Annotated in this window: 8 protein-coding genes; all 8 read left to right on the top strand. The window is 63.5% G+C overall.

Translation table 11 applies throughout. The features are described from left to right. Positions 1 to 9: 9 nt before the first annotated feature. The 8 genes from gspD (at position 10) to ACVOLL_RS06875 (ending at position 13,215) form a co-directional block, all read left to right on the top strand. The gene (gene gspD, locus ACVOLL_RS06910; RefSeq protein ID WP_481512229.1) at positions 10 to 2,247 is read left to right on the top strand and encodes a type II secretion system secretin GspD; all 2,238 of its coding nucleotides are present in this window, start codon (positions 10 to 12) and stop codon (positions 2,245 to 2,247) included. 2 nt (positions 2,248 to 2,249) lie between these two features. Next, on the top strand, positions 2,250 to 3,113 hold the full coding sequence (locus ACVOLL_RS06905; RefSeq protein ID WP_481512228.1) for a glycosyltransferase family 2 protein: 864 nt from the start codon (positions 2,250 to 2,252) through the stop codon (positions 3,111 to 3,113). Further along, the gene (locus ACVOLL_RS06900; RefSeq protein WP_481512227.1) at positions 3,110 to 3,943 is read left to right on the top strand and encodes a glycosyltransferase family 2 protein; all 834 of its coding nucleotides are present in this window, start codon (positions 3,110 to 3,112) and stop codon (positions 3,941 to 3,943) included. The genes ACVOLL_RS06905 and ACVOLL_RS06900 overlap by 4 nt, the downstream gene beginning before the upstream one ends. A 243-nt stretch (positions 3,944 to 4,186) precedes the next feature. Then, on the top strand, positions 4,187 to 5,359 hold the full coding sequence (gene pncB / locus ACVOLL_RS06895; protein WP_481512226.1) for a nicotinate phosphoribosyltransferase: 1,173 nt from the start codon (positions 4,187 to 4,189) through the stop codon (positions 5,357 to 5,359). Between the two features lie 169 nt (positions 5,360 to 5,528). Then, the gene (wecB, locus tag ACVOLL_RS06890; protein WP_481512225.1) at positions 5,529 to 6,716 is read left to right on the top strand and encodes a non-hydrolyzing UDP-N-acetylglucosamine 2-epimerase; all 1,188 of its coding nucleotides are present in this window, start codon (positions 5,529 to 5,531) and stop codon (positions 6,714 to 6,716) included. After that, a complete protein-coding gene (locus tag ACVOLL_RS06885) occupies positions 6,716 to 8,932 on the top strand; it encodes a cellulose biosynthesis cyclic di-GMP-binding regulatory protein BcsB (RefSeq protein ID WP_481512224.1) in 2,217 nt (738 codons plus the stop codon). The genes wecB and ACVOLL_RS06885 overlap by 1 nt, the downstream gene beginning before the upstream one ends. Before the next feature lie 6 nt (positions 8,933 to 8,938). Further along, positions 8,939 to 11,083: a glycosyl transferase family protein gene (locus ACVOLL_RS06880; RefSeq protein ID WP_481512223.1), complete on the top strand. Its 2,145-nt coding sequence runs from the start codon at positions 8,939 to 8,941 to the stop codon at positions 11,081 to 11,083. Then, positions 11,080 to 13,215: a bacteriophage N4 adsorption protein A gene (locus tag ACVOLL_RS06875; protein ID WP_481512222.1), complete on the top strand. Its 2,136-nt coding sequence runs from the start codon at positions 11,080 to 11,082 to the stop codon at positions 13,213 to 13,215. The genes ACVOLL_RS06880 and ACVOLL_RS06875 overlap by 4 nt, the downstream gene beginning before the upstream one ends. Positions 13,216 to 13,223 lie beyond the last annotated feature (8 nt).

Below are 13,223 nucleotides of genomic sequence, written 5' to 3'. Positions count from 1 at the left end.
AGTGAGCGCATGACATCACGCATAGTTGCAGCCAGCCTGCTGATCGGCGCCCTGAGTGGCTGCGTCACCACGCCGACGCCGGATATCCGCCGCACTGCTGCGCCGGACACGCGCACGCCAGTCCCAGGTGAGGCCGCACGAACCAATCCCCTGAGCGCCGAAGAGGCACCCAAGGCCGATGACAATCAGGGGCGTGCGGTGATCCGGCGTGGCAACGGCACCGTGATCAATCGCGCAGCTGCCTCGGCACCGGCACCTGCGTTGACTGCGGCTGGCAACGGTACGGCGGTATTCAACTTTGAAGGCGAGTCGGTACAGGCGGTCACCAAGGCCATCCTCGGCGACATGCTGGGCCAGAACTACGTCATCGCCCCAACGGTGCAGGGCACGGTAACCCTGGCCACGCCCAAGCCGGTATCGCCGGCGCAGGCGTTGAACCTGCTGGAGATGGTGCTGGGCTGGAACAACGCTCGCCTGATCTACAGCGGTGGCCGTTACAACGTGGTGCCGGCTGACCAGTCGCTGGCAGGCACGGTCGCGCCGAGCACCGCACCGGCCTCGGCCGCACGCGGTTACGAAGTACGTGTGGTGCCGCTGCAATACATCTCGGCCAGCGAGATGAAGAAAGTGCTGGAGCCTTATGCACGCCCCAACGCCATCGTCGGCGTCGATGGCTCGCGCAATGTGATCACCTTGGGCGGCACCCGCACCGAGCTGGAGAACTACCTGCGCACGGTCGAGATATTCGATGTGGATTGGCTGTCGGGCATGTCGGTGGGCGTGTTCCCGATCCAGTCCGGACGCGCTTCGCAGGTGGCCAGTGACCTTGAGAAGGTATTTGGCGAAGGCAGCAAGACGCCCAGCGCCGGCATGTTCCGTTTCATGCCGCTGGACAATGCCAACGCGGTGCTGGTGATCACCCCGCAGGCGCGTTATCTGGACCAGATCCAGCAGTGGCTGGATCGCATTGACAGTGCCGGTGGCAGCGCCCGTCTGTTCTCGCATGAGTTGAAGTACATCAAGGCCAAGGACCTCGCAGAGCGGCTGGCCGAAGTGTTTGGCGCTGGCAGTGGTTCGCGTGGCGGGCAGAGCGGTCCCGCTTCGCTGGCCCCTGGCGCCAGCGCGATCAACCTGCAAGGCGGGGGCACCGTCGATCCATCGGCCAGCGCCGACGACAAGCTTGGTGACGGCGGCGGTTCGTTCGGTAAAAGCGATGGCATGGCCGGCGGAAGCGGGAGCAACGGAATGGGTGAGGGCATGGCCTTGCCGCAGCGCAGTTCCGGCAATGGCAGCGTGACCTTGGAAGTGGAGGGCGACCGCGTCGGTGTTTCCGCCGTGGAGGAAACCAATACCTTGTTGGTGCGCAGCACGCCGCAGGCATGGCGTTCGATCCGCGAGGTGGTGGAAAAACTCGACGTGATGCCGATGCAGGTGCATATCGAGGCGCAGGTTGCCGAAGTCGCTTTGAGCGGCGACCTGAGTTATGGCGTCAACTGGTATTTCGAGCAGGCGGTCAACGCCGCCGTCGACAAGGGTGGTGCCGGCCTGCCGTCAGCCCTAGGGCGCGGCATCTGGGGTGATATCGCTGGTTCGTTGATTCCCGGTGATGGCAAGGGCGGCGGCGGTCTGAGCTGGACCTTCCTCGGCAAGAACGCTGCTGCGGTGATCACGGCGCTGGACCAGGTCACCGATGTCCGCCTGCTGCAGACACCGTCGCTGTTCGTACGCAACAACGCAGTGGCCACCCTGAATGTGGGCAGCAAGATCCCGGTGTATTCGGTGTCGGTGTCTGGCATCAGCGACAACCAGTACGCGCAGGTGCAGTACCTGGAAACCGGCACCATCCTCAAGGTGCGCCCACGTGTTACCCGCGATGGGATGGTGTTCCTGGACATCGTGCAGGAAGTCAGTTCGCCTGAGGGAGAGCCTGATGACAACGGCAACGTGCGCATCAACACCCGTCGCATGAAGACCGAAGCGGCAGTCAACGCCGGCGACACGGTGATGCTGGCCGGCTTGATCGAGGACAGCGCCACCAAGGGCTCATCCGGTCTGCCCGGGTTGAGCCGACTGCCAGTGATCGGTGGCCTGTTCGGCCGCAAGACCCAAAGCAGCCGACGCAGCGAAGTGATTGTGCTGCTGACCCCGACCATCGTCCGCAACCCGCAAGAAGCGCGCAATCTCACTGACGAGTACGGCAGTAAGTTCCGTGCGCTGGATCCGATCAACGCACCCAAGGGGCGCTGAGCATGACGCTGCCGGTCATTCTGTTGCCGGTGGGTGTGGACGACGCGGCGCTTGATGCTTGCCTGGCGGCATTGGAAAAACACACGCCGGCCGGAACGCCGGTATGGCTGGCCGATGATGGCCAGAGTGGGCCGCGTGGACAGGTGGTGATCGAACATTGGCTCGCCAGCACCCACCTGCAGGCCGAGTACACACGCCGTCCGCGTCCGATCGGCGAGGCGGCGCATCTGGATGAGATGCTGAAAGCCTGCGGCGATGCCGACGTCGCCGTGCTGGCGCCGGATGCGTTGCCGATGGCGGGGTGGTTGCAGCAGCTCAGCGACTGCCTGGCGCGTGATGCCTCCATCGCCACCGCCACGCCGTGGAGCAACGCCGGCGAGGCCGTATCGTGGCCACGCGCCGGTGAACTCAATCCGCTGCCTGCCGATCCGGCACGGTTGCTGCTGGCCTTGGCGGCAATGCCCTTGCTGCAGCCCGAGCTGCCTTCGGCGGTCACCCATGCGGTGCTGATACGCGGCAGTGCACGTCGTCGCGCGGGTGGGCTGGATATCCATAGCTACGGCTCGTGGTATGCCGCGCTGGTAGACCTGAGCCTGCGCATGAGTGGGCTGGGTTGGCGCAACGTGCTGTGTGACAACGCCTTTGTCGGTCGCCAGAGCGAAGGCAGGCCGGCTGAGGGCGACATGGAGGTGCTGGCCAATCGCTGGCCGGTATGGACTGCGCGGCTGGCCGCATTCCTGATGAATGACCCGCTGTACGCGCATCGCCAGCAACTGCAGCAGTTGTGCGAGCAGGCGATAATGCCGCAAGCCCAGCCCGACCTGTTCGACGCCTGTGGTTCCCTTCCAGGCGCGGAGCCGGTGTGAGCGATTCAATTGCAGTTGTGGTGGTCAGTTACGAGAGTGCGAGCACGCTGGATCAATGCCTGCAGCGGCTGCGCGCGGCCGAGGACGTGGCCGAGATCAGGGTAGTGGACAACGCTTCACGTGATGGCTCGCTGGCGATCGCACAGCGGCATGCCCTGGCCGATGCGCGGGTGCGTTTCATTGCCAACCCGGACAATCCGGGCTTCGCCACCGCCTGCAACCAAGGCGCGCGTGAATGTCATATGCCGTGGCTGGCCTTCATCAATCCGGATCTGATGGTCGAGCCGCAGACCTTGTCGCAGCTGCGGCGCTTGGGCCAGCCCTTTGGCGACTGTCTGTTGGGTGTGGAGCAGTTGGACGAGAGCGGCGTGGCCGATGCGGCCGTGCGACGACGTGACCCGGACTTCGCCGCGATGCTGCGCAATCCAGGCGCGGGCTCGCGGCTGGCGGTGGAAGTAGACCATTCCGCAGCGTTGCAGCAGGTGCAGGCTTTGTCGGGCGCCTTGTTACTGATGCCACGAGGTTTGTTCGACCGTCTGCATGGCTGGGACGATGGCTATCGCTTGCATGCCGAAGATCTGGATCTGTGTCGACGTGCGCGTCAGGCCGGTGCGGTAGTGGCCATCGCCAATGATCTGAAGGTGCTGCACGTGCGTGGTGTATCCAGTCGCTCGCGACCGTTCTTTGTGGAATGGCACAAGCATCGCGGGCTATGGCGTTACTTCCGCAAGTTTGAAGCCAGCCAGCGCAGCCTGCCGGTCAGGGCGGGGGTGTGGTGTGCGATCTGGGCGCATGCGGCGTTGCAGGTGCCCCGGTTGTTGCTGAAATAAGTTTGGATCTTGGGGTGTTGGGGCATTCAAAGCACCCCTCCCCAACCCTCCCCTTGGCTACGCCAAAAGGAGGGGGCAGAAGCGTGCATCGCTCCCTCCCTTGCGCACCGCGCAGGGGAGGGTTTGGGAGGGGTGCTCTTCGAGAAGACGCCATCAGCCCTAAGCCCCTTGCCCGCCACAGACCATGAACAAGCAGCCGCGCCAGCCTGAACCCGGGCCGCCAGCCAGCGCATAATGCGGGGCATGATCATCCAATCCCTGCTCGACACCGACCTCTACAAGTTCACGATGATGCAGGCGGTACTGCACCAGTACCCAGGCGCCATCGTCCAGTACCGGTTCAAATGCCGCACGCCGGGAATTGATCTGGCTGCGTACATGGACGAGATCAGTGCCGAGATCGATCATCTGTGCAGCTTGCGCTTCACCGACGACGAGTTGAAGTACATGCGTGGTCTGCGCTTCGTGAAGCCGGACTTCGCCGACTTCCTCGGCCTGTTCCACCTGGACCGCAAGTACATCAGCCTGCGTGCATCGCAGACCGTGCCGGGCGAGATCGAGCTGGATATCACCGGCCCGTGGCTGCACACCATAATGTTTGAAGTGCCGTTGCTGGCGATCATCAACGAGGTCTGGTTCCGCAACACCACCACCGCTGATTTCGCCGAGGGCGAGCGTCGCCTGCAGGCCAAGACCGCGTTGCTGCGCGATAGCGCCGGGTTCGAGAACTGCCGCATCGCCGATTACGGCAGCCGACGTCGCTACTCGCGGCAATGGCACGGGCGGATGCTACCGATGCTGCGTGATGCGTTGGGCTCGCAGTTTGTCGGCACCAGTAACGTCTATTTCGCGCGCATGTATGGCATGACCCCGCACGGCACCATGGCGCATGAGTATCTGCAGGCCTTTCAGGCGCTGGGGCCGCGTCTGCGTGACTCACAGGTGGCAGCTTTGGAATCCTGGGCGCGTGAGTACCGTGGCGATCTGGGCATTGCCCTGTCCGACGTGGTCGGGCTGGAAGCCTTCCTGCGCGACTTCGATATGTATTTCTGCAAACTGTTTGATGGCGTGCGCCATGATTCCGGCGACCCGGTTGCCTGGGGCGACCGCATGCTCGCCCACTTCAAGGCCAATCGCGTTGACCCCACCAGCAAGGTGCTGGTGTTCAGCGATGGCTTGAACATCGAAAAAGTGATGCAGCTGTATGACCACTTCCGTGGCCGCTGCCAGGTCGCTTTCGGTGTTGGCACCCACCTGACCAATGATCTGGGCCCGACGCCGCTGAACATCGTCATCAAGATGGTCCGCTGCAATGGCCAGCCGGTGGCCAAGCTCAGCGACTCGCCCGGCAAGAGCATGTGTGATGATCCGGGCTATCTGTCCTATCTGCGGAATGTATTTCAAATTAATCAGTGAGTTGCAGGTTGTGCGTAGAGCGCGCACAAGGTAGTGACTAATTTCTGTCACATATAGATGCTTCTTACGTTTGTGACGTTGTTCTCAGTTTAAGGACATCCCCGGCACACCGGTGTAATATCTGTGCCCACGTACATGTGGGTACGATGTTGTTCTGATCGGGGGGGCAATGCGGATTTTGTCGGTTTTTGGGACCCGTCCTGAGGCGATCAAGATGGGGCCGTTGGTACGAGTTCTAGCTGCCGCTCCGGGAGTTGAATCAATCGTTGCGACCACCGGACAGCATCGAGCGATGCTGGATCAGGTTCTGCAGCTTTTCCAGATCGTCCCGGACGTTGATCTGGATGTGATGACGGGCAATCAGACCTTGAACGGATTGTGCGCTCGCTTGTACGAGCGGCTGGATGATCTGTACGCAAAGGTTCAGCCTGATCTCGTTCTGGTCCATGGCGATACAACCACGGCGATGACCGCCGCGATGGCAGCTTTCCATCGGCGGATCCGGATCGGCCATGTCGAAGCAGGACTACGCACCGGCGATCTGCACAAGCCATGGCCGGAGGAACTGAATCGTCGTGTCGTGGACCTGGTCGCAGACTATCTGTTTGCACCGACTGAGAGCTCGCGGCTGAATCTGGCCAATGAGAGCCCGTCCGGACAGGTCATCGTTACTGGAAATACCGTCATTGATGCGCTGAAGCTGAGCGTTGAACGGCTTGATGGCGATCTGGAACTGCAGGCTTCGATCGATGCGGGGCTGCCGTTGCGAGCGGGGCGCCGGGTGCTTCTGGTAACCGGCCATCGCCGTGAGAGCTTCGGTGAAGGCTTCAACAACATTTGCATCGCCTTGTCCGCGCTCGCTGCTGAGCCCGATCTGGATATTGTCTATCCGGTTCACTTGAATCCCAACGTGCAGGGGCCGGTCCATGCCCATCTGGCAGGCAAGGACAACATCCATCTTCTGCCGCCGCAGGATTACCTGAGCTTCGTGCGCCTGATGCAGCGGGCGGATGTGATCCTGACCGATTCCGGCGGCGTGCAGGAAGAAGCGCCTGCATTGGGCCGCCCGGTGCTGGTCATGCGCGACGTCACCGAGCGCCCCGAAGCTGTCGCCATGGGCGTGGTCACCTTGGTGGGAACCGCATCGGATCGCATCGTCAGCGCGGTCCGGCAGGCCTTGGCACAGCCAGCGCGGGTGGCCCGTTTCGATCCCCATCTGAGTCCCTACGGCGATGGAGGGGCGAGCGAGCGCATCGTTGCGGCGTTGATCAACGCGCCGTATCACGAGTTCGTCCCGGATGGCTCTGCCGAAGTATCCAAGAAGCGCAACCAGTCAAACCAAATCGAGTGTGCCTGATGACCTTTTATGCACGTAAACCTGGCACCAAGGGTGTCGCTCTGCCCTTGCTTGTGCTCGCATTGAGCATTGCTTTGCCGGCGTCTGCTGCCGATACAGCGGGTGGCCAGTTCCGGGAGTGGAGCGCCAATGCCCTTGTATCGCGCAACATGACCTTGCGCGACCTGGGCTTCACCCAGCCCATCAGCCTGCGCGGTCAGGACAACCAGCGTGAGATCTATCTGCCGGTGCCGGCCGGTATTGCCACCCAGAACGCGCAGCTGCAGCTGGATGCACGCTATCTGCGTGGTCATCCGGGCCGCACCTCCAACCTGTTGAGCATCGATGATGATGCGGTGGCAGCGCGCACCGTCACCGATCCCCAGGGCGACCTCAGCCAGCTGATCGGCATAGATGGATTCCCGCGTTCCAGTGGTTTTGTGCGCTTCGGTGTGGGTTGGTGGTCGACCGTGTCGGACTACCAGTGCGCTGACCAGAGCGCACCGGCCAACGTCCTGCGGATCGCGCCGGAAACGCGTTTCAGCTATCAGTTCGATGGCCGTGCCATCGATACCGTGGCCAAAGCCTGGAGCGCGCTGCCGCGCAGCGTGCGCTTGTTGGTGGACGGGCGGCAGCTGGACGCTGCCAGCTACGACACCGCCTGGCGCGTTGGCGCGGTGCTGGAGTCAGCTGGCAAGCGGGTGACCGTGACGGCGTTGCCCAAGGTGGGTGACAGCATCGATCTGCGTGGCACCCAGGTGCCGACCAGCCTGATGGCGGTACCGGCTTACGCAGCGCTGGCCGCAGGTGAAGCACAGCACCGGGTAGGCAGCGAGGCCGAGGTGGGGGCGCTGCTGTCGCTGGGCCGCAACAGCGGCCTACCGCTGGATGTTGCCGTCGCCAGCCCGGCACTGCGCACTGCGGTCAAGCGCGCACTGGATGCACTGGCCACGCAGGTGGGCAGTGCCGATGCCGAAGGCGCTGCGGCATTCGCCGCTTGGCGCAAGAGCAGCATGTCCACTCTGGAAACTGCCGTGGAAGGTCGCAATGTCGGTGCCGGCGTGGTTGCTGGGCAGCCGATGCTGGTGGTGGGTACTGGTGCCGCCGCCGAGGTTGCCGGCCTGCTGGGTGCGCAGTGGCGTGCCTACGCACTGGGCCAGAACCTGCAGGTCAACAAGGCGCAGCCGCTGGTCAACGAAAAGGGTGTGGTGCTGCTCGATCGTCTCGGTTCCTTCTCCGGTACCCAGGACATCATCGCTCGCAGCGACCGCACCGCCAATGCCGACCTGGGCCTGCTTTCCAGCGAGGGACGCTTGCCGTTGGAGGTGGTCATCGACGTATCCGGTGCCCCCAATGCTACTGGTGAAGGTGCCGTTGCCTCGATCTTCTTCAACGACTATCTGCTCGGCGCAACGGTGCTCAATACCAACGGCAAGCCGCAGCGCATTGCCGCCAAGGTGCCGCTGTACGCGATTGCCGCGCGCAACGAGGTGCGGGTGTCGTTCCTGCGCCAGCCGGCCCGGCCGCACTGCCATGATCCGGCCACGCCTTACCCGGTGTCATTGCTGCCCAGCAGCCACATCGTGATGGGCGAGCGCGGCACCGCAGCGGACTTCGTGGGAGCTGCCGCGCACCTGTCCGGCGCGCACAAGGTGTTGGTGCCGGAGGCGTGGCTGCAGAACGCACCGACCACCCTGCAGACCGTGATCCGTATCAGTAATTCGGTGGGTGCAGCAGTGGAGCGGGCCACGCTGGAAGTGGTGAAAGGCAAGTCCTTGCCGACGCAGGATCAGTCCTACCTGGCCTTCAATCTGCAGCCGGAAGGCGTCAAAAGTGCTGCCGTGGTGGATGGCGGACATCTGCGCATCAGCGGCAAGCAGGACGACACCGTGCTGGACCTGGCGGGCCTGGACAACGCAGCGTTGGTCGAGGTGACCGGCAACAGTGACAAGCAGGGGGTGATCTACCGTGAGCTCGGTAGCCGCATTCCCAGCATCGCCGAGCCGTTCCGGTTGATGCGCGGTTCGGTGGCACTGCTCGATGGCCGCGGCTTGGTGCAGGATTTCGACAGAGACGACCCGGAAGGTCTGCGCCTGGCGGTTGATGGCAACCCGCAGCCTGCCTGGCAGCGTCACATGGTGTGGTTGCTGCTGCTGATCGGCGTGATCGTGTTCCTGCTGCTGGCTGCCCGCGTGGCGCAGATCCGTAGCCGTCGCAAGCTCACCGACGTGCACTGATAGCTCATGGACTCCGTCTACTGGAACATCCAGCTGGCCAACTACTACGCGGGGCTTGAAAAGGCCGCGTTGGTGTTGGCCGTGCTGATCCTGCTGTCCAGTCTGGACGATCTGTTCATTGACGCGTGGTACTGGACGCGACTGGTATGGCGCAAGTTGACCGTGCTCAAACGATCCTCGTACCGCCCACTGGCGGCCACGGATCTGCTTGCGCGCGCCGAGCAGCCGATTGCGATCATGGTGCCGGCCTGGGCTGAGTACGACGTGATCGCGCAGATGGTGGAGAACATGATCGACGTACTCGATTACCAGGAGTACGTGGTGTTTGTCGGTACCTATCCCAATGACAGCCACACCATCGCCGAAGTCGAACGCATGCGCCGGCGCTACCGTCGCCTGCAGCGGGTGGAAGTACCGCACGACGGCCCGACCAACAAGGCCGACTGCCTGAACTGGCTGGTGCTGTCGATCTTCGATTACGAAAAGCGCAACCGTATTGAGTTCGCTGGCGTTGTTCTGCATGACAGCGAGGACGTGCTGCACCCGCTGGAGCTGCGTTTCTACAATTACCTGCTACCGCGCAAGGACATGATCCAGCTGCCGGTGACCTCGCTGGACCGCGAGTGGTATGAGCTTGTGGCCGGTACTTACATGGATGAGTTTGCCGAGTGGCATGCCAAGGATCTGGTGGTGCGCGAAAGCCTGTCAGGCACCGTGCCCTCGGCCGGTGTGGGCACTTGTTTTTCGCGTAGGGCGCTGCTGGCCCTGAGTGCCGAGACCAACAGCCAACCGTTCAACACCGACAGCCTGACCGAGGATTACGACATCGGTGCGCGCTTGGGGCGCATGGGCATGCAGTCGATCTTTGCCCGCTTTCCGGTGGAGTTCCGGGTGCGGCGTCCGTCGTCGTGGTTTGGCTGGGGTGGTGCGCGCGAGCGCAAGCTGAGCATGGCCTTGTGCGTACGTGAATACTTCCCCGACAACTTCCGCGCCGCCTATCGGCAGAAGGCGCGCTGGGTGCTGGGTATCGGCATGCAGAGCTGGGAGACCTTGGGCTGGGGCGGCAGCCTGGCCAACCGCTATCTGCTGCTGCGTGATCGCAAGGGCATCATCACTTCGTTCGTCAGCATCCTGGCCTATCTGCTGTTTGCACAGCTGATGTTGTTCTGGCTGCTGAAGGTGACGGGTGTGTGGCAGATGGAGTTTCCCACGGTATTCCAGGCGGGCTCCTGGCCCATGGCCATTGCCTTGTTCACCACCGCCGCATTGGTCATGCGTGTGGTGCAGCGCATGTATTTCGTCAATCGTTTGTACGGTTGGGAGCATGCCGTGATGTCGGTGCCGCGCATGATCGTGGGCAATGTCATCAATTGCGCCGCCACCGCCCGGGCCTGGCGCCTGTTTGCCGGCTATCTGCTGTTCGGCAAGCGTCTGGTCTGGGACAAGACGATGCATGACTTCCCGACCAACACCCAGCTGGTGCAGATCCGTCGGCGCCTGGGCGAACTGCTCAGCGTCTGGCAGGCGGTAGAGCCGGAGCGGCTGCAGCAGGCGCTGGACCAGCAGGAGGGAGGACGCCAGCAACCGCTGGGCCGCATCCTGGTGGCGCAGGGTTGGCTGGATGACGAAACCCTGGCCGAGGCGATCTCCTTCCAGGAAGACCTGCCGCGCGCCGCTATTGATGTGGACTATCTGCAGCAGGGGAATTTCCTGCTGCCTGTGGATGCCTGCGTGCAATGGCGGGCATTGCCGCTGCCCAGTGCCGCACCGCAGGCCCTGCGCCTGGCCGTGACCAGCACGCTGCCTGACAACGTACTGGAGGCACTGGCAAAAACCGCAAAGGTCGAGCGTGTTGAACAGTTCATCGCCCGCGAAAGCGAGATCAATGCTGGTCTGCGCCTGATCTGTGGTTCCGATTACCGGATCGATGCGGTGCCGCTGCTGGGCGACTTGCTTGTGGAAATGAAGCTGATCACGCGCGAGCACTTCCAAGCCGCGCTGGACGAGTATCGGCCGCACCGTGATGGCCGTATTGGTGACTACCTGGTGCGCCGCGGCGTGGCCAGTGAGCAGGCCATCACCACCGCCGTGGAAGAACAACAACGACGTGCGCGCGAAGCACGTCTGCATCCGGACGTGTTCCTGGCATGAGCAAGAAACTGTTGAAACCCCTGGTTGTCCTCGTGCTTGCCGGTGCCTGCGCGCCGGCGATGGCCGACGAACTGCCGCTGTCCGGCGCCGCCTATCGCAATGCCGAACAGGCCTATGCGGCGTATGCGCGTGGTGACTACGACGAGGCCGTCAGGCAGGCACGTGAAGCGCTGCGGTTGCGGCCGGACCTGGCCACGCTCAAGGACCTGCTGCGCACCGCGGAACAGGCCAAGCGCGCCGCCAGCGGCGTGCCTGCGCCGCCGGCCCGCGTGCAGGCACCCAAGCCAGCGGTGAGTGATACGGCACCACGCAACAAGCAGGCCGATCGCGCGCAGCAAGCCTGGCAGGCCGGCGACGCCGCGTACAAGGCCTATAACAGCGGCGCGTTCGAACAGGCCGCCACACTCGCACGGCAATCAATGACGCTGGGTGCTGACAATGCCGCGCTGCGTACTTTGCTGGTGTACGCATTGGAGAAGCAGGAAAGGTTGGACGCGGCCGTAGATGCTGCAGCCGCAGCGGTAAGCGCGTTCCCGGACGATACGACCTTATCGGCCCTGCTGGATCGACTGCGACGTCGCCAGGCGACCGTGCCTGCGGCTGAAGCCTGGCGCGCATACGAGCGCAAGGACTATGCGGGAGCGCTTGATGCTGCAGCACGCGCCATCCAGCTCGCACCTGATGTGGCGGGCTACCGCTATCTGCAGATCACCTCGTTGCTGGAACTATCGAAGTTGGTCGAAGCGCGGCAGGCAGCGTCTGCCGCGCTGGATCAGGACGAGCTGGATGTGTCGGCGTTGTCGATGCGCGCCTACGCTGCCGCGCGCAGCGGCGACAAGGCCGCTGCTGACGCCGACCTGGAGTTGGCGTTGGCCCAGGATTGGTTGCCTGAAGAACAGATGGCCGCGCTCAAGCGCATGGCGGGCGAGATCCGCAGCGCGCCGGACCGCATACCGGCGCCGCGGGTGTTCTGTACCGGCGAGGGTGAGCAGATGATCTGCAGTGTTGCCCTTGGCGGCGGCGGGGCGGTGGGCAGCCCTGCCTACATTGCGGCTGACCAGGCCTACAAGGCCTATGCATCCGGCCGGTATCGTGAGGCTGCGGCTGCAGTGGGCACCGCGTCGGAAGCCGAGCCGGACAACATCACCTACCGTGTGCTGCATGCCGATGCATTGGCGATGAGTGGTCAACAGGCGGCAGCCCGCACGCAACTGCAGCCGCTGCGCACACAGGTGCTGCCTGCTGACCAGCTGCTCGGTGCCGGTTATGCCGCGCAGCGTGCCTATCGCAACGACTGGGCGGCAACGTGGTTCAGCAAGGGCGTGGACGCTATCGACGCGGGCCAGCTGAGCCAGGATCCCAAGGTCCGCCGCAACCTGACCGAGGCGATCTCCGACCTGGAGCGGCAGTGGGGCTTCAACGCGGCACTGGGCTACGGCACGGTCGGGGTGATGAACCCTGCGTTCGCCCCCTCACTTTCTGCGCGCAAGACCCTGCAGGCCAGCCAGGAGGTGTTCTGGCGTCCGCCAGTGATTGGCAATCGCAACGGCGCCCGCGTCGAGCTGTATGCACGGATGGGTCAGGCCCTGTACGACGGCACGGGTGGCGCGACTGGCATGTCGACCAACCAGGCTGTGCTGGGTGCGCGTTGGAAGCCATTTCGCACGCAGAATGTCGTCGTCGCGGTGGAGCGTTTCCTGCGTGTGGGTGACAACAGCCGCAATGATTGGCTGCTGCGTGCAGCATGGTCCGAAGGACGCGGCGGTGGTCTGCGCCAGGACGTCAGCAACTGGAACTACTGGCAGGTGTATGCCGAAGCTGATCGCTTCACCGAGCACCCGCAGACGCTGGGTACGCTGGATGTGCGCTACGGCCGAGCATTCCGCATGGACCAGGCCAGCCCGCGGCTGGTGCTGGTGCCTTACGGCGGTTTGACCGGCGGTTACGACAACCTGTTGGCGCGCGAAGGCACGTTGGGAATCGGGCCTGGCGTGCTGGCGCGCTACTGGTTCCGTGGTGACAGCCATCGTGCCGAGCGCTCCTTTGTCGAACTGAACCTGCAGTACCGCCTGCGCGTGGCCGGGGACGACCGTTCCAAGGGCATGTTTGCCGGTCTCTATTTCTCTTATTGATCCAGGAG

Source organism: Stenotrophomonas sp. STEN035 (genome assembly GCF_056759935.1).
Note: the sequence above shows the minus strand (reverse complement) of the source record. Positions and strands in the feature narration are given on the sequence as shown.